Source organism: Streptomyces sp. NPDC048349, from assembly GCF_040651925.1.
Lineage (GTDB): Bacteria > Actinomycetota > Actinomycetes > Streptomycetales > Streptomycetaceae > Streptomyces.
In genome coordinates this window covers 12,736-30,481 of sequence record NZ_JBEZLA010000001.1, presented here as the reverse complement: position 1 = coordinate 30,481, position 17,746 = coordinate 12,736, and the positions used below count along the sequence as shown (strand labels likewise).

The 17,746-nt window shown below is 70.3% G+C and carries 13 protein-coding genes and 1 tRNA gene; 8 read left to right on the top strand and 6 right to left on the bottom strand.

Translation table 11 applies throughout. The features are described 5' to 3' along the window. The 4 genes from purQ (at position 1) to AB0D44_RS00130 (ending at position 4,795) form a co-directional block, all read left to right on the top strand. Positions 1-681, top strand: a complete 681-nt coding sequence (purQ, locus tag AB0D44_RS00145; protein ID WP_362582114.1) for a phosphoribosylformylglycinamidine synthase subunit PurQ — start codon at positions 1-3, stop codon at positions 679-681. Then, positions 678-2,927: a phosphoribosylformylglycinamidine synthase subunit PurL gene (gene purL, locus AB0D44_RS00140; protein WP_362582111.1), complete on the top strand. Its 2,250-nt coding sequence runs from the start codon at positions 678-680 to the stop codon at positions 2,925-2,927. The genes purQ and purL overlap by 4 nt, the downstream gene beginning before the upstream one ends. A gap of 231 nt (positions 2,928-3,158) precedes the next feature. After that, positions 3,159-3,950, top strand: coding sequence for a sterol carrier family protein (locus tag AB0D44_RS00135; RefSeq protein WP_362582108.1), 792 nt, complete (start codon positions 3,159-3,161; stop codon positions 3,948-3,950). 50 nt (positions 3,951-4,000) lie between these two features. After that, positions 4,001-4,795, top strand: a complete 795-nt coding sequence (locus AB0D44_RS00130; RefSeq protein WP_362582105.1) for an META domain-containing protein — start codon at positions 4,001-4,003, stop codon at positions 4,793-4,795. Between the two features lie 51 nt (positions 4,796-4,846). Here the strand turns inward: AB0D44_RS00130 and AB0D44_RS00125 are convergent, their stop codons facing one another. Next, the gene (locus tag AB0D44_RS00125) at positions 4,847-6,262 is read right to left on the bottom strand and encodes a sulfatase-like hydrolase/transferase (RefSeq protein ID WP_362582102.1); all 1,416 of its coding nucleotides are present in this window, start codon (positions 6,260-6,262) and stop codon (positions 4,847-4,849) included. A 90-nt stretch (positions 6,263-6,352) separates the two neighbouring features. Then, entirely contained in the window at positions 6,353-6,448 is a 96-nt protein-coding gene (locus tag AB0D44_RS00120) for a putative leader peptide (RefSeq protein ID WP_324617183.1), read from the bottom strand. Positions 6,449-6,595: 147 nt separating this feature from the next. Here AB0D44_RS00120 and purF point away from each other — a divergent pair, with 147 nt between their 5' ends. Both purF and purM read left to right on the top strand, forming a co-directional pair. Next, complete coding sequence (gene purF / locus AB0D44_RS00115) at positions 6,596-8,113, top strand: amidophosphoribosyltransferase (RefSeq protein WP_362582099.1); 1,518 nt, start codon at positions 6,596-6,598, stop codon at positions 8,111-8,113. Positions 8,114-8,230: 117 nt separating this feature from the next. Beyond that, a complete protein-coding gene (purM, locus tag AB0D44_RS00110) occupies positions 8,231-9,301 on the top strand; it encodes a phosphoribosylformylglycinamidine cyclo-ligase (protein WP_362582096.1) in 1,071 nt (356 codons plus the stop codon). An 84-nt stretch (positions 9,302-9,385) separates the two neighbouring features. On the opposite strand, the gene AB0D44_RS00105 is transcribed toward purM, so the two are convergent. Then, a complete protein-coding gene (locus tag AB0D44_RS00105) occupies positions 9,386-9,646 on the bottom strand; it encodes a DUF3073 domain-containing protein (RefSeq protein WP_069921195.1) in 261 nt (86 codons plus the stop codon). Between the two features lie 290 nt (positions 9,647-9,936). Then, positions 9,937-11,031, bottom strand: coding sequence for a Glu/Leu/Phe/Val dehydrogenase dimerization domain-containing protein (locus tag AB0D44_RS00100; protein ID WP_362582093.1), 1,095 nt, complete (start codon positions 11,029-11,031; stop codon positions 9,937-9,939). Between the two features lie 185 nt (positions 11,032-11,216). On the opposite strand from AB0D44_RS00100, the gene AB0D44_RS00095 reads away from it, so the two are divergent. Together AB0D44_RS00095 and bldC are read left to right on the top strand one after the other, a co-directional pair. Further along, complete coding sequence (locus AB0D44_RS00095) at positions 11,217-12,071, top strand: hypothetical protein (protein WP_362582090.1); 855 nt, start codon at positions 11,217-11,219, stop codon at positions 12,069-12,071. Between the two features lie 567 nt (positions 12,072-12,638). Then, positions 12,639-12,845 carry a developmental transcriptional regulator BldC gene (gene bldC, locus AB0D44_RS00090; RefSeq protein WP_003949541.1) on the top strand — a complete coding sequence of 69 codons (207 nt, stop codon included), beginning with the start codon at positions 12,639-12,641 and terminating at the stop codon, positions 12,843-12,845. 696 nt (positions 12,846-13,541) lie between these two features. Here bldC and AB0D44_RS00085 read toward each other — a convergent pair. Beyond that, positions 13,542-13,615 (bottom strand) — tRNA-Asp (locus tag AB0D44_RS00085). Between the two features lie 104 nt (positions 13,616-13,719). Next, positions 13,720-17,643, bottom strand: coding sequence for an ATP-dependent RNA helicase HrpA (hrpA, locus tag AB0D44_RS00080; protein ID WP_362582087.1), 3,924 nt, complete (start codon positions 17,641-17,643; stop codon positions 13,720-13,722). Between the last annotated feature and the right edge of the window lie 103 nt (positions 17,644-17,746).

Sequence of the window (17,746 nt, the reverse complement as noted above, 5' to 3'; positions counted from 1 at the left end):
GTGACCACTCGCATCGGAGTCGTCACGTTCCCCGGAACGCTCGACGACCGTGACTCGCTGCGCGCCATCCGCCTCGCGGGGGCCGAGCCGGTTTCGCTCTGGCACCGCGACAGGGACCTGCACCAGGTCGACGCGGTCGTCCTCGCGGGCGGCTTCTCCTACGGGGACTACCTGCGCGCCGGAGCCATCTCCCGGTTCTCGCCGGTGATGGAGACCATCATCGAGCAGGCCAAGGGCGGCATGCCCGTCCTCGGCATCTGCAACGGCTTCCAGGTCCTCACCGAGGCCCACCTGCTGCCGGGGGCGATGCTCCGCAACAACCACCTGCACTTCATCTGCCGCGACCAGAAGCTGCGGGTGGAGAACGCGGGGACCTCGTGGACCGGCGACTACACCGCCGGCCAGGAGATCTCCGTACCGCTCAAGAACATGGACGGCCGATACGTCGCCGACGAGCGCGTGCTCGACGAACTGGAGGCCGAAGGCCGCGTGGCCTTCCGGTACCTGGACGTCAACCCGAACGGCTCGCTGCGCGACATCGCCGGCATCACCAACGCCGCGGGCAACGTCGTCGGCCTCATGCCGCACCCGGAGCACGCGGTGGAGCCGCTGATCGGGACGGGCCGCACCGACGGCCTCCCGTTCTTCACCTCGGTCCTGAAGAAGCTGGTCAAAGCATGAGCCTCGACACGGTCAAGAACGCCACCGAGACCCCGGACGCGGCGCAGCCCTGGAAGGAGCTCGGCCTCAAGGAGGACGAGTACGCCCGCATCCGGGAGATCCTCGGCCGCCGCCCCACGGGCGCCGAGCTCGCCATGTACTCCGTCATGTGGTCCGAGCACTGCTCGTACAAGAGCAGCAAGGTCCACCTGAAGCAGTTCGGCGAGAAGGCCCCCGAGAACACGGCCATGCTGGTCGGCATCGGCGAGAACGCCGGCGTCGTCGACGTCGGTCAGGGCTACGCGGTCACCTTCAAGGTCGAGTCGCACAACCACCCGTCGTACATCGAGCCCTACCAGGGCGCGGCCACCGGCGTCGGCGGCATCGTCCGCGACATCCTCGCCATGGGCGCCCGCCCGGTCGCCGTCGTCGACCCGCTGCGCTTCGGCGCGGCCGACCACCCCGACACCAAGCGCGTCCTGCCGGGCGTGGTCGCGGGCATCGGCGGCTACGGCAACTGCCTGGGCCTGCCCAACATCGGCGGCGAGGTCGTCTTCGACGCCTGCTACCAGGGCAACCCGCTGGTCAACGCCGGCTGCATCGGCGTGATGAAGCACGAGGACATCCACCTCGCCAAGGCCTCCGGCCCCGGCAACAAGGTCATCCTCTACGGCGCCCGCACGGGCGGCGACGGCATCGGCGGCGTGTCCGTCCTCGCCTCGGAGACCTTCGACGACACCAAGCCGACGAAGCGCCCGGCGGTCCAGGTCGGCGACCCCTTCCAGGAGAAGCTCCTCATCGAGTGCACCCTGGAGATCTTCAAGGAGAAGCTGGTCGCCGGCATCCAGGACCTCGGCGGCGCCGGGCTCTCCTGCGCCACCAGCGAGCTGGCCTCCGCCGGTTCCGGCGGCATGCGCGTCGAGCTGGACACCGTCCCGCTGCGCGACGCGACGCTCTCGCCCGAGGAAATCCTCATGAGCGAGTCGCAGGAGCGCATGTGCGCGATCGTCGAGCCGCAGCACGTCGCGCGGTTCATGGAGATCTGCGAGAAGTGGGACGTCATCGCCACCGTCATCGGTGAGGTGACCGACGGCGAGCGCCTGGAGATCTTCTGGCACGGCGAGCAGATCGTGGACGTGCCCCCGGGCACCGTCGCCCACGAGGGCCCCGTCTACCAGCGGCCGTACGCCCGCCCCGAGTGGCAGGACGCACTCCAGGCGGACGACGCCAACAAGCTGCCGCGCCCGGCCACTTCGGCCGAACTGCGCGCGCAGGTGCTGGCCCTGGTGTCCTCCCCGAACCAGGCCTCGAAGGCATGGGTCACCGACCAGTACGACCGCTTCGTCCAGGGCAACACGGTGCTCTCGCAGCCCGAGGACGCGGGCATGGTCCGCATCGACGAGGAGTCCAACCTCGGCGTGGCCATGGCCACCGACGGCAACGGCCGCTTCGCGAAGCTGGACCCCTACACGGGTGCGCAGCTCGCCCTGGCCGAGGCGTACCGCAACGTGGCCGCGACCGGTGCCAAGCCGCTCGCCATCTCGGACTGCCTGAACTTCGGTTCGCCGGAGGACCCGGGCGTGATGTGGCAGTTCGCCGAGGCCTGCCGCGGTCTGGCCGACGGCTGCCTGGAGCTGGGCACTCCGGTGACCGGCGGCAACGTCTCCCTCTACAACCAGACGGGCGACACCGCGATCCACCCGACCCCGGTCGTGGCGGTCCTCGGTGTGATCGACGACGTCAACCGCCGTACTCCGATGGCGTTCTCGCAGGCCGGCCAGCTGCTGTACCTGCTGGGTGACACGGCCGAGGAGTTCGGCGGTTCGGCCTGGTCCCAGGTCGTCCACGACCACCTGGGCGGCATGCCGCCGAAGGTGGACCTGGGCCGCGAGAAGCTGCTCGGCGAGATCCTGATCTCCGCCTCGCGCGACGGCATGATCGACGCCGCGCACGACCTCTCCGACGGCGGAGTGATCCAGGCGCTCACCGAGTCCTGCCTGCGCGGCGGCAACGGTGCGCGGATCGTGGTCCCCGAGGGTCTGGACGCCTTCACCTTCCTGTTCTCCGAGTCGGCGGGCCGGGCCATCGTGTCCGTCCCGCGCAGCGAGGAGCTCCGCTTCACCGACATGTGCGGTGCGCGCGGCCTCCCGGTCGCCCGCATCGGCGTCGTGGACGGCGAGGAGATCGAGGTCCAGGGCGAGTTCACGCTCCCCCTGGCCGAACTCCGCGAGGCCCACGAGGCGACGATCCCGGCCCTGCTGGCCTGATCCGCTCCGCCACGAGCCCCCGTCCGGATCCCTTCCGGGCGGGGGCCCGGCCGTTCGTGAGCGACGCGGACCGCGCGTACGCGAACGTCCCGGCCCCCGGCGAACGTCCCGGCCCTCGGCGAACGTCTCGGCCGCCGCATCGGCGGAGCCTTCACGGCCTGCGCCACCGACACCGCCCGGCGCCGCGACGGCACCGGACCGGTGCTGCCCCCGGCCCAGTAGGGTCGGGTCATGCCGCCCGCCAAGAAGAAGCCGCGCGCCTACGACCCCGCCAAGATCCGCGCGGCCGTCACCACGCAGTTCGGGCATGTCGCCGCCGCCGTACGTGCGTTGACCCCCGAGCAGCTCGCGCGGCCCAGCGGGCTCGGCGACTGGAGCGTCGCCGAGCTCGCCGCGCACGTCGCGTGGATCGCCGACTCGCTGGCCGCCGGCCTCGCCCGGCCGCCCGCCGCCCTCGCCGAACTGACCGCCGTCGAATGGCCCTTCGCCACCGCCTCCCTCGCCGGGAAGATCTCCGAGGCGGCCCGCGAGACCCTCGCCGGGGCACCGCTCCCCGAGCTGTACGACCGCGCGGCCGCCCGCATGGCCGAGGCACTGGAGGCCAACTCCGGCGCACGCGTGCTGGACCTGTGGATCGGCGACATGACCCTCGCCGACTTCCTGGTCACCCGGACCGTCGAGCTCGTGGTCCACACCGACGACCTCAACCGGGCCGCCGGAGCGGACATCCCCCTCGAGCGCCAGGCCCTGGCCGCCTGCACCCGGCTGCTCGCCGACGCCCTCGCCCTCAAGGCACCGGGCGGCTCGGTCGAGGTGCGCATCCCGCCCTTCGCGGTGGTCCAGTGCATCGAAGGCCCCCGCCACACCCGCGGCACCCCGCCCAACGTGGTGGAGACCGACCCGCTGACCTGGGTCCGGCTCGCCACGGGCCGTACGACCTGGGCCGCTGCCCTGGACGGGGCGCAGGTCAGGGCCAGCGGCGAACGGGCCGACCTGTCCGCGCTGCTCCCCCTCATGAGCTGAGACCCGTGGGCCGGGCGGAACCGCACGGGCGCCCGTTCCGTCGCATCGGCATGCGTACCCTCAGGCACCTTCCGACCGGCCTGGCCCTCCTGCTGGCGCTCGCCGCGTGCGCCGGGTCCGGGGACGCCGGGCGCAGCCCGCTCCCCGACCCCGTCGGCTCCTGGGCCGTCGAGTCCCTCACCACCGGCGGCCGCACCCTGCACGCGCCCGCCGCCGCCCGTGTCGACCTCGGGCAGGACGAGGCCACGGGCAACTACGGCTGCAACGGCTTCACGGCGGAGGTCGTCCTCGAAGGAACCTCCGCCCTGACCGTGACCCCAGGCGCGTCGACCACCATGGCCTGCGAGAACCAGGAGTTCGAGAACGCGTTCGCCCGGCTCTTCACGGGCCGGCTGACCATCGACCGGGGCCCCGACCGGCTCACCCTGAAGACCGCGGACGGGAGCACCATCGCCATGACCTCCCAGCCCCCCGCCCCGGACGCCCCGCTCGCCGCGACCGAGTGGACCGTGGACGGGCTGGTCGACGGGGCGACCGTGTCCTCCGTCCCCGCCGAGGCGGCGGGCAGGGCCCGGTTCACCCTCGCCCCCGACGGCGCGGCGAGCGGCAGCCTCGGCTGCAACCGGTTCAGCGCCAAGGCCGCCGTCGACGGCTCCACGGTCACCTTCGGGCCGCTCACGACGACCCGGATGGCCTGCGAGGGAGCGGCGGGCGAGGTGGAGCGGACGCTGACCGCGCTGCTCGGCAGCGGCCCGCTCACCTGGAAGGTCCAGGGCCAGAACCTGACCCTCACCGCCCCCGACGGCAAGGGCCTCACCGCCAAGGGCGCCACCGCGGCCGAGTGACCCGCCCGGATGCCCTGCGAGCGCCTCCGGGCGGGCGGTCGGGGACGCAGGTCAGACCGGGTAGGGCAGCAGCTGCGCGTTCACGGCCTCCCAGGCGGAGCGCAGTTCCGCCAGCCGGGCCGGTTCCGCCGCCGCCTTGTCGGCCTGTTCGCGGACGTCCCCGGCCAGGTCGAACAGCTGGTCCCGGCCCGCTTTGCCGCGGTAGTACTTCCAGTTGCCGCGCCGCAGGGCACGCTCCCCGCGGACCCGCCAGAACAGGTCCCGCCCGGCCGGCTCCTCGCCGCGCAGCAGGTACCCGGCCAGGCTCACCCCGTCCAGTGGGTACGCCGGGTGCGGCCGCGTCCCGGCCACCTCCAGCAGCGTCGCCGTCCAGTCCGGGCTGAACACCGGGACGCGGCTGACCTGCCCGCCGTCCAGCCGCGCGGGCCAGCGCACGATGTTCGGCACCCGGATCCCGCCCTCCTGGAGGGAGGCCTTGCCGCCCGACAGCGGCCAGTTGTACGAGAAGCGCTCGCCGCCGTTGTCGCTGGAGAACACGACCAGGGTGTCCTGCTCCTGGCCGGAGCGCTTCAGCGCCTTGAGCACCTCGCCGACCGACCGGTCCAGGTCCTCGACCATCTGCCGGTACTTCTCGACCGAGCCGCCGTCCTGGTGCCACAGCGCCCGTCCGTCGCCCGCCTTGATCCGGCGGACGATCCCGGCGCTCTCCTGCGTGTCCCCCTCGGCGATCCACGGCCAGTGCGGGGTCGTGAAGTTGAGGTTCAGCAGCCACGGCCTGCCGTGGTGGTCGCGCGAGACGTACTCGCTCGCCCGCTCGGTGATGATCCGGGTGTAGTAGCGCAGGTCCCGGTAGGTGGCGTCGCCCTCGTAGAGGTCGTACTCGCCGTCCGGGCCCAGCTTCGCGTAGTACTCCAGCGCCCCGCCGAAGTTGCCGAAGAACTCCTGCCAGCCGGACTTCGTCGGGCCGTAGTCCGGCAGGTAGCCCGCGTGCCACTTGCCGATCAGCGCGGTCGAGTAGCCGGACTCCTTCAGTAGCGAGGCCAGCGTCGGGTGGGTGGGCTCCAGGCCCACCGACCTGTCGGCGATCGGCTCGGCCAGTCCGCCCTCGGTACGCGCCGGGTAGCGGCCCGTATACAGGCTGAACCGGGTGGGCGAGCAGGTCGCGGAGCCCGCGTAGGCATCGGTGAAGCGCACGCCCTGGCGGGCGAGCCGGTCCAGGTTCGGGGTCTTGATGTGCGGGGAGCCGTACGAGGCCAGGTCGGCCCAGCCCAGGTCGTCGCCCAGGATGAACAGGATGTTGGGACGCCGGGACTGCCGCCCGCGCGCGGCGCGGAACTCCCGCTCGTGATGGGCCTCGGCGGCCCGGGCAGGGGCGGCGGCGCCCAGTCCCACGGCCGCCGCGGCGGCGGTCGCGCCGACCGCCCCGCCGAAGGCACGCCGGGACAGAGGGGGTTCGTACGAGGTCACAGGTACTCCAAGGCACGGCCCGGCGCCCGGCAGCGCAGGGCATGCCGGGGCAGGACAGGAGGAAAAAGGGAAAGGAATTGCGGCGTGTGACTACGCAGAACAGCGACAGATGGCGCTCGCGACACGGACCAGGTCCACGTGCCGGCGCTCGACGAGGGTGACGGTGCGGTCACCGAGAGGCTGCATGGGGCGAGAGCCTGTACGAATGCCCATACGGCTGTCAACAAAGGAATCCGGATAGCGAGACGAAGTGGCCCGGTCACCCTCTGTGCTGTGAGATTTCCCGAGGCTCCCGAATTCGGACCAGTGGTCGACCTCGCCTACACTTTGGGTGTGCCTCGTGGTGATGGACGACTCAACCACGACCTGCTCCCCGGAGAGAAAGGCCCCCAGGACGCTTGCGGCGTCTTCGGTGTCTGGGCTCCGGGTGAAGAGGTCGCCAAGCTCACCTACTTCGGACTGTATGCCCTGCAGCACCGTGGACAAGAGTCCGCGGGTATCGCTGTGAGCAACGGTTCCCAGATCCTCGTCTTCAAGGACATGGGCCTCGTTTCCCAGGTCTTCGACGAAACCTCTCTCGGCTCGCTCCAAGGTCATATCGCGGTCGGTCACGCCCGCTACTCGACCACCGGGGCCTCCGTCTGGGAGAACGCGCAGCCCACCTTCCGCGCGACCGCCCACGGCTCCATTGCCCTGGGTCACAACGGCAACCTGGTGAACACCGCCGAGCTTGCCGAGATGGTCGCCGACCTCCCCCGTCAGGACGGCCGCGCCACCCAGGTGGCGGCCACCAACGACACCGACCTGGTCACCGCGCTGCTCGCCGGCCAGACCGACGACGAGGGCAGGCCCCTGACCATCGAGGAGTCGGCCGCCAAGGTCCTCCCGCAGGTCAAGGGTGCCTTCTCCTTGGTGTTCATGGACGAGGGAACCCTCTACACCGCCCGTGACCCGCAGGGCATCCGCCCGCTGGTCCTCGGCCGCCTGGAGCGCGGCTGGGTGGTCGCGAGCGAGACCGCCGCCCTCGACATCTGCGGAGCCAGCTTCGTCCGCGAGGTCGAGCCGGGCGAGCTCATCGCGATCGACGAGAACGGCCTGCGCACGTCCCGATTCGCGGAAGCGAAGCCCAAGGGCTGTGTCTTCGAGTACGTCTACCTGGCGCGCCCGGACACCGACATCGCCGGCCGGAACGTCTACCTCTCGCGTGTCGAGATGGGCCGGCGCCTGGCCAAGGAAGCCCCGGTCGAAGCCGACCTGGTCATAGCGACCCCGGAGTCGGGCACCCCCGCCGCCGTCGGGTACGCCGAGGCCAGCGGGATCCCGTACGGCTCCGGCCTGGTCAAGAACGCCTACGTCGGCCGGACCTTCATCCAGCCCTCGCAGACGATCCGCCAGCTCGGCATCCGGCTGAAGCTCAACCCCCTCAAGGAAGTCATCCGGGGCAAGCGCCTCGTGGTCGTCGACGACTCGATCGTCCGCGGCAACACCCAGCGCGCCCTGGTCAAGATGCTCCGCGAGGCCGGCGCGGCGGAGGTCCACATCCGGATCTCCTCGCCGCCGGTGAAGTGGCCGTGCTTCTTCGGCATCGACTTCGCCACCCGGGCCGAGCTGATCGCCAACGGCATGACGGTCGACGAGATCGCCACGTCCCTGGGCGCGGACTCGCTCTCGTACATCTCGCTCGACGCGATGATCGAGGCGACCACCATCCAGAAGCCCAACCTGTGCCGTGCCTGCTTCGACGGCGAGTACCCGATGGAGCTGCCCGACCCGCAGCTCCTGGGCAAGCAGCTCCTGGAGACCGAGCTCGCGGGCGGCACGGACGCCGCCGACGCGCTGCGCCGTCCGTAACCTCCCCCGGACTCCGTCCGGGGGACCCCCACGCTCCACCTGCGCCGGGCCCTGTCTTTCAGGCTTTTCCCAGGGCCCGGCACCCACAGCAGTAACGACACGAAAGCTCTCCCTGTCATGACAGAGAAGACCACCGGTGCCAGCTACGCAGCCGCGGGTGTGGACATCGAAGCGGGAGACCGCGCCGTCGAGCTCATGAAGGAGTGGGTGAAGAAGACCCAGCGCCCCGAGGTCCTCGGCGGCCTCGGCGGTTTCGCCGGCCTCTTCGACGCCTCCGCCCTCAAGCGCTACGAGCGTCCGCTGCTCGCCTCGGCCACCGACGGGGTCGGCACCAAGGTCGACATCGCCCGCCAGCTCGGCGTGTACGACACCATCGGCCACGACCTGGTCGCGATGGTCATGGACGACATCGTCGTCTGCGGTGCCGAGCCGCTCTTCATGACCGACTACATCTGTGTCGGCAAGGTCCACCCGGAGCGGGTCGCGGCCATCGTCAAGGGAATCGCCGAGGGCTGTGTCCTGGCCGGGTGCGCCCTGGTCGGCGGCGAGACCGCGGAGCACCCGGGCCTGCTGGGCCCGGACGACTTCGACGTGGCGGGCGCCGGCACCGGCGTGGTCGAGTACGACCGGCTGCTCGGCGCGGATCGCATCCGTAAGGGTGACGCCGTCATCGCGATGGCGTCGTCCGGCCTTCACTCGAACGGGTACTCGCTGGTCCGGCACGTCCTCTTCGACCGGGCCGGGATGTCCCTGGAGCAGGAGATCGAGGAGTTCGGCCGCACGCTCGGCGAGGAGCTCCTGGAGCCCACCAAGATCTACTCGCTTGACTGCCTGGCCCTCACCCGGACGGCCGAGGTGCACGCCTTCTCGCACATCACCGGCGGCGGCCTGGCGGCGAACCTGGCCCGGGTCATCCCGGACCACCTGCACGCCACGGTCGACCGTTCGACCTGGGCCCCGGGCGCGGTCTTCGACCTGGTCGGCAAGGCCGGACGGGTCGAGCAGCTGGAACTGGAGAAGACGCTGAACATGGGCGTCGGCATGATGGCGGTCGTGCCCGCCGATGCGGTGGACGTGGCCCTGACCGCGCTGGCCGACCGCGGCGTCGACTCCTGGGTCGCCGGTGAGATCGTCGAGCGCGGCGAGCACACCGAGGGCTCGACCCTGACGGGTTCCTACGCGAGCTGAGCAGCACTGAAACCCGGTCCGGGGCGATGCCCTGGACCGGGTTTCAGTGTGTGAGCTTGTCGTGCAGACGCTCTCGAGAAAGCGTCAAGCGCCGCGACGCTGTGCCGACGGACCGGACTCCTCGTCCTCGTCGTCGTCATCGCTGTTGTAGAGATCCGCGTACTTGGCGTACGGGTCGTCGTCGTCCAGATCGTCATCGACTTCGACCGGCTCGCTGATCTGCAGCGGCTCTGTCGGCGATGCGCCCAGCTCATTGGCCAGACGCGAGAGGTCAGTCCCGCCGCTGTTGTACTTCAGCTGGCGGGCGACCTTTGTCTGCTTGGCCTTGGCCCGGCCGCGCCCCATGGCTCGACCCCCTCGGTGACGGGGCTCGACGGCCCCAGAGTCTGACACGCGTTCATGGTTCGGAGCGGGCTCTCCGTGGAGAGACCGTCCGTAGGGGTTTAACGGTACCTGCTTCCGCGGCCATACGGTACGCCGCCCGCATGACGCGCCCCGGTGCAGTACCAACGAAGCGCCCCGTCCTCGCTGGTCAACCGCGATTTTAACGCGTTCCTGGCCCGCGACCCGCCGAAGTGCAGTGAGTTCTGTCTCCCCGCACCCCGGCGGGCGCACCCAGGTGCCCCCGGGAGGGCTCAGACCTGGCGGGCGGACCGGGCGTCGGCCATCCGGTGTTCGGCGATCCGGTCGGCCGCGGCGGCCGGCGGGATACCGTCCGTCTTCGCGCGAGCAAAGATCTCCAGGGTGGTGTCGAAGATCTTCGCTGCCTTGGCCTTGCAGCGGTCGAAGTCGAAGCCGACCAGCTCGTCGGCGACCTGGATCACGCCACCCGCGTTGACCACGTAGTCCGGGGCGTAGAGGATCCCGCGGTCCTGCAGGTCCTTCTCGATGCCGGGGTGGGCGAGCTGGTTGTTGGCCGCACCGCAGACGACCTTGGCCGTGAGGGCCGGCACGGTCTCGTCGCTCAGGGCGCCGCCCAGCGCGCACGGGGCGTAGATGTCCAGCCCCTCGACGCGGATCAGCGCGTCCGTGTCGGGGACCGCGGTGACCTTGCCCGGGTGCTTGTCGAGGATCCGCTGCACGGACTCCTCGCGCACGTCCGTGATCACGACCTCGGCGCCGTCCTCCAGCAGGTGCTCGACCAGGTAGTGGCCGACCTTGCCGACGCCGGCGACGCCGACCTTGCGGCCGCGCAGGGTCGGGTCGCCCCACAGGTGCTGGGCGCTGGCGCGCATGCCCTGGAAGACACCGAAGGCGGTGAGCACCGAGGAGTCGCCCGCGCCGCCGTTCTCGGGGGAGCGGCCGGTCGCCCAGCGGGTCTCGCGGGCCACGACGTCCATGTCCGCCACGTACGTGCCGACGTCACAGGCGGTCACGTAGCGGCCGCCGAGCGACTCCACGAACCGGCCGTAGGCCAGCAGCAGTTCCTCCGTCTTGAGGACGTCGGGGTCCCCGATGATCACGGCCTTGCCGCCGCCGAGGTCGAGACCCGCGAGGGCGTTCTTGTACGACATGCCGCGCGAGAGGTTCAGCGCGTCGAGGACGGCCTCCTCGTCCGAGGCGTACGCGTGGAAGCGCGTGCCGCCGAGGGCGGGGCCCAGGGCGGTGGAGTGGATCGCGATGACGGCCTTCAGGCCGGTGGCTCGGTCCTGGCACAGCACGACTTGCTCGTGGCCGCCCTGCTCCGTACGGAACAGGGTGTGCAGGACGCCGTCGGTCATTTCGGTCACGGTGGTGACTCCCATGGAAGAGATGCGGCGCGGAAAAGACGCCCGCCCTGCGGGTGGGGGAGGGCGTGCTGGGAGCAGCGTAAGACCTGCGGGGGGTGTGGGGACCGCCTGTCCGAGGATCGGAACACTCCCGTGTCACTGGCGTGCCGGAGGTAGCGGAGCCGCAAAAGGGGGAGTACGAGAGCGTGAGCGAATCTCCCGATCCCCTGCTGCCCTCCGCGCGCTCGGCGCCGGCCGTCCCGTATGCCTCCTACCTGCGAGTCTACGAGCCCCTGGCCGCCTTTCCGGAGCCGGAGCGGGCGCACTGGGCCGACTACGCCCGCCGCGGGACGGCTCCGACCGCCCAGGACGAACTGCACCGGTCGCTCTCCGACTTGGTGCGGGTGCCGGTGGTGGGGGTGCCGGCCCACGAGAGCGCGGACGCCTTCACGGCCGAGGTCGACGGGGTGCTGCTGGTGTGCCCGTGGCGTACCCGCCTGCGCGGCTGGCTGGCGCTCCAGGAGCTGGTCGAGTGGTTCCCGCGGCCGGTGTTGGACGCGGCGCTCCCGCCGCCGGTGCGCGAGCGGGCGGCCGAGGAGTACGAGCGCTGGCGCGAGCGGAACCCGGACGCGCGCCCGTGGATCCGTACGGGAGTGTGGCAGGTGCCGCTGCGCTGGTTCGTGCTGGTGGCGGACCAGGAGCGGGAGTACGTGCCGGGGGAAGTGCTGCGCTACCGGACGCCGATGGTGCAGGCGCGGCGGCGGCTGGCGCGCGCCCTGCGGACCCTGCGGGAGGCGGAGGGGTACGGGGCGCTCGCCGAGGGCCTGGTGGAGGTCGGGAGCTGGCTGGAGGAGTTCCATCCGCGGTCGATGGTCGAACTGGACTACGGCGGGCTGCTGCACGCGCTGCCGGCGGACCGGCTGGCGGAGGACCGCTCGGCGGGGGAGCTGGCGGAGGGGATCGCGGCGCTGCGGGCGGGGGACGAGGCGGGGGCGGCCGAGGTGTACGAGGAGCTGGCGGAGCGGTGGAGGGCGGTCCGGGAGAGACTGTTCGCGAATTAGTCCGGAGGGGCGATCTTGCTCGATCCGCGTCCCGGAGCATCCGTCCGCACCGCCGCGTATCGGTCTTTCGGTCACAAGTGGCTGATCAGGGGCTTGATGCGGCCTTTAAGGACGTAGTTCCAGGACCTTCGTCCCGATACGGGCCATTGGCCCAAGCGTGACGGACCGCACTAACCACACCCTTGCGCCCTTCCCCTACCCTCGTGCCAAAATAGGACAAGGAGTCCGGGGAGGGTTCCTTCCGCCCAACTAAGGGCGGAATGCTCGGCATTGCACTCTACGGGGGGTCTGACGACTCCTGATCGCTCTGTGACTGATCGTCACAGTGGGGTGACTGTCCGTTATGGGGCGGTCCATCGGCTTCCGACCGCTGATGAACACCTCGGAGGGCAATTCCGTCGGTTTGGCCCTTCGGGCTGGACGGATGGTGTAGTTGTAGTGCCGAGGACAAGCCGTTCGTCCTATAACCGACTCGGCCCGCGTATGTCCATTTCGGGCAACGCGGGCCAAGGTGCAGAATTTAGAGGAAAGAACCGAGATGGTTCGGTTCTCCCGAGGAGGCCGCTCATGACCGCTCGCACCCCTGATGCCGAGCCGCTGCTGACCCCGGCTGAGGTTGCCACGATGTTTCGCGTGGACCCGAAGACGGTCACCCGCTGGGCCAAGGCTGGCAAGCTCACGTCCATCCGCACCCTGGGTGGACACCGCCGTTACCGCGAGGCCGAGGTTCGCGCACTGCTCGCGGGAATTCCGCAGCAGCGCAGCGAGGCCTGAGGCACCGCAAGCACCCCTGTTTTAACGGGTCCATATCGGGTCCCCCAATCCGATGAAACCCACATGGCTTCATACGACTGAACCTGCCCCAACAGGTTCTCGAGTCGTCGATCGCGCTGGACTCCGCCGGGTCCAGCGCGATCTTTTTTATGCCCTGGTCAGGGCGGTATCGGGCTGGTGTGCGAGGGTGCGTCAGGGGGGTGCAATTGCACATATTAAATCGAGCGGGTGTAGGGGTGCGATAAAAGGACCCCTCTCAAAAACTCATGCGGTGACTCCCGTCACAGATGATCACTCTTGTATTCCCGCGAATGCACCCCGTAAGGGGACGCGGGTCGCGGAGCGCATCATGCGAACGGGGGATTCTCTCCGGTGGGCGGCCATGAGAGCCCGGGGAGCCGAGCCCGGAGTCGCTCCGGAGGCGCCGGGCGTGATGCGGGGACGCCCTCGGGGCGCGGCAGGGAGCGGCATGAGGCGCTGCGCGGTGGTCAGGACCGCCCTGGACGCCGGAGCGGGTGCCGGAGGGCCTCGGCGGGGCGGTCAGCGACCCGCGGAGCCCCAAGAAGGCCCAAGAAGCCCCAAGACAGCCCCAGGCAGCCCCAGGAACCCCGGAGGCCCCCAAGGCCGCATAGGGGCCGTACCCGTCAACGCGTCAGGGCCCGCATCCCCTGGGGGATGCGGGCCCTGACGTTTCTGCGAACCTGACGGGACTTGAACCCGCGACCTCCACCTTGACAGGGTGGCGAGCTAACCAACTGCTCCACAGGTCCTTGGTTGCGGCCGCTCGGCGGCTGCGAATCAGACTGTACCGCAGCTCAGGGGGTGCAGTCGAACCGGATCACGCGGCCCCCCGTGCGGCCGGTCGCGGGGCCCGTCACGGGGCCGCCGCGTCCACCGCCTTCACGATGCGCTTGTCGGAGATCGGGTACGCCGTCCCGAGCGCGTGCGCGAAGTAGCTGACCCGCAGTTCCTCGATCATCCAGCGGATGTCGGTGACCGCCGTCGGCACCGGCCGCCCCTTGGGCAACTGCTCCAGCAGCCACGCGTACTCGTCCTGCATCTCGTGCACCTTCTCCATGCGCGTGGTGTCGCGCTGGACGCCCGTCGGCATCTGCTGGAGCCGCCGGTCCACCGCCACCAGGTAGCGCATGAGGTCCGGCAGCCTGCGCAGCCCCGTGAGCGTCACGAAGCCGGCCGGCATGAGGGCCGCCAGCTGCGTCTTCACGTCCTGGAGGTTGGCGACCAGCGCGAGGCTGCTGGTCGCCTTCAGGCGGCGCTCGCAGGCCTGCCAGGCGGCCAGCACCTGCTGGACCTGGCTCACCGTCCGCACGGTCGTGTCCACCAGGTCGGCGCGGACGGCCTCGTAGAGCCTGCGGAAGCCCGCCTCGTCCCAGGCCGGGCCGCCGTGGTCGGCGATGAGCTTGTCGGCCGCCGCGGTCGCGCAGTCGTCGAACAGCGCCTGGATGGAGCCGTGCGGGTTCCTGGACAGGGCCAGCTTCTGCTGGTTCATCAGGTGGTCCGAGGCGAACTTCGCCGGATTCACCGGGATGTTCAGCAGGATCAGCCGCCGGGTGCCGAGCCACATCGCCTGCTGCTGCTCGGCCTCGGTGTCGAAGAGCCGTACGGAGACGCTCGAGCCCTCGTCCACCAGTGCCGGGTACGCCTTCACCGGCTGGCCCGCCCGCCGGGTCTCGAACACCCGGGTCAGCGTCCCGATGGTCCAGTCGGTCAGCCCGGTGCGCTCCACCGATTCCCCGCCCGCCCGCTCGGCGGTGGCCGCGGCGGCCTTGGACAGGGCCTGGCGGGCCTTCGGCTTCAGCTTGAGCCTGAGCGCCTCGAGGTCCTTGTCCTCGGCGATCTTCTTGCGGCGCTCGTCCACGATCCGGAACGTGATCTTCAGGTGGTCGGGGATCCGGGTCAGGTCGAAGTCCTCGGCGGAGACCGGGACGCCGACCATCCGCTGGAGCTCGCGCGCCAGCGTGACCGGCAGCGGCTCCTGCAGCGGCACCGCCGTGTCCAGGAACCGGCCGGCGAAGTTCGGGGCGGGGACGTAGTGCCGGCGGATCGGCTTGGGCAGGGAGCGGATCAGCTCGGTGACCACTTCCTCCCGCAGGCCGGGGATCTGCCAGTCGAAGCCCTCGTCGGTGACCTGGTTCAGCACCTGGAGCGGAATGTGCACGGTCACGCCGTCCGCGTCCGCGCCCGGCTCGAACTGGTAGGTCACCCGGAACTTCAGCTGCCCCTGCCGCCAGGTGTCCGGATAGTCGGCCTTGGTGACCCCGGCCGCCTTCTCCGTCAGCAGCATCTCGCGCTCGAAGTCGAGGAGTTCGGGCTCCTCGCGCTTCTTGTGCTTCCACCACGAGTCGAAGTGCGCCCCGGAGACCACGTGCTCGGGGATCTTCTGGTCGTAGAAGTCGAAGAGGGTTTCGTCGTCCACCACGATGTCGCGGCGCCGGGCCCGGTTCTCCAGCTCCTCCACCTCGGTGAGGAGCTTGCGGTTGTCGGCGTAGAACTTGTGGTGGGTCCGCCAGTCGCCCTCGACCAGCGCGTTGCGGATGAACAGCTCGCGCGAGACCTCGGGGTCGATCCGGCCGTAGTTGATCTTCCGCTGGGCCACGATCGGCACGCCGTACAGCGTGACCTTCTCGTACGCCATCACGGCCGCCTGGTCCTTCTCCCAGTGCGGCTCGCTGTAGGTGCGCTTGATCAGGTGCTGCGCGAGCGGCTCCACCCACTCCGGCTCCACCTTGGCGTTGACCCGGGCCCACAGCCGCGAGGTCTCCACCAGCTCCGCCGACATCAGGAACTTCGGCTGCTTCTTGAAGAGCGCCGAGCCCGGGAAGATCGCGAACTTGGCGGACCGGGCCCCCAGGTACTCGTTCTTGTCGGTGTCCTTCAGCCCGATGTGCGAGAGCAGACCGGCCAGCAGCGAGATGTGGATGCTCGTCTCGGGGGCGTCGGCCTCGTTGACGTGGATGCCCATCGTCTTGGCGACCGTGCGCAGCTGGGAGTAGATGTCCTGCCACTCGCGGATCCGCAGGAAGTTCAGGTACTCCTGCTTGCACATCCGGCGGAAGGAGGACGAGCCGCGCTCCTTCTGCTGCTCGCGCACGTAGCGCCACATGTTCAGGAACGAGAGGAAGTCGCTGGTCTCGTCCTTGAAGCGGGCGTGGTTCTGGTCGGCCTGCGTCTGCTTGTCCGAGGGCCGCTCGCGCGGGTCCTGGATGGACAGGGCCGCCGCGATGACCATGACCTCGCGGACGCAGTTGTTCTTGTCCGCCTCCACGACCATGCGGGCCAGGCGCGGGTCCACGGGCAGCTGGGAGAGCTGGCGGCCCATCTGCGTGAGCCGCTTCTTGGGGTCCTTCTCGGTCGGGTCGAGCGCCCCGAGCTCCTGGAGCAGCTGCACGCCGTCGCGGATGTTGCGGTGGTCCGGCGGGTCGATGAAGGGGAACTTCTCGATCTCGCCCAGGCCGGCCGCGGTCATCTGCAGGATGACGGAGGCCAGGTTGGTGCGCAGGATCTCGGCGTCGGTGAACTCGGGACGGGCGTCGAAGTCGTCCTCGGAGTAGAGCCGGATGCAGATGCCGTCGCTGGTGCGGCCGCAGCGGCCCTTGCGCTGGTTGGCGCTGGCCTGCGAGATCCGCTCGATGGGCAGGCGCTGCACTTTGGTGCGGTGGCTGTAGCGGGAGATCCGGGCGGTGCCCGGGTCGATCACGTACTTGATGCCCGGGACGGTCAAGGAGGTCTCTGCGACGTTCGTCGCGAGCACGATCCGGCGGCCGGTGTGCTGCTGGAAGACCCGGTGCTGCTCCGCGTGGGAGAGGCGCGCGTAGAGCGGGAGCACCTCGGTGAAGCGCAGGTTCTTCTTGATCAGCGCGTCCGCCGTGTCGCGGATCTCGCGCTCGCCGGAGAGGAAGACCAGGATGTCGCCCGGGCCCTCGGCCTGGAGCTCGTCGACCGCGTCGCAGATCGCGGTGATCTGGTCCCGGTCGCTCTCCTCGCTGTCCTCTTCGAGCAGGGGCCGGTAGCGGACCTCGACCGGGTACGTGCGCCCGCTGACCTCGACGATGGGGGCGTCCCCGAAGTGCCGGGAGAAGCGCTGGGGGTCGATGGTCGCCGAGGTGATGACGACCTTGAGGTCGGGGCGCTTGGGCAGCAGCGTGGCCAGGTAGCCGAGCAGGAAGTCGATGTTCAGCGACCGCTCGTGGGCCTCGTCGATGATGATCGTGTCATAGGCGCGCAGCTCGCGGTCCGTCTGGATCTCGGCGAGCAGGATGCCGTCCGTCATCAGCTTCACGAAGGTCGCGTCCTGGTCCACCTGGTCGGTGAAGCGGACCTTCCAGCCGACCGTCTGGCCGATCTCGGACTTCAGCTCCTCGGCGATGCGCTCTGCGACCGTGCGGGCGGCGATCCGGCGGGGCTGGGTGTGCCCGATCATGCCCCGGACGCCGCGGCCCAGCTCCATGCAGATCTTGGGGATCTGCGTCGTCTTGCCGGAGCCGGTCTCGCCCGCGACGATCACGACCTGGTGGTCGCGTATCGCCTCGGCGATCTCGTCCTTCTTCTGGCTGACGGGCAGGTTCTCGGGATACGTGACCTCGGGCATCCGCGAGGCACGGCCGGCCAGTCGCTCGGCGGCCTTCGCGGCCTCCGCGGCGATCTCGTCGAGCACGGCCTGCTTGGCCTCGGGCTTGCGGATTCGGCGGGCGCCCTCGAGGCGGCGGCCTAGGCGGTGCGCGTCGCGGAGGGAGATCTCACCGAGAAGCGTCTGCAGGGCGGCGAAGGAAGTAGACATACCTGGTCGAGGATCTCACCCGGGGCCGCCGGGTGGCGAACGCATTTGTGGGGTGGACCCGTACCATTTCGGGACGAGTCCACCAGCCGAACGAGTGAGAGGC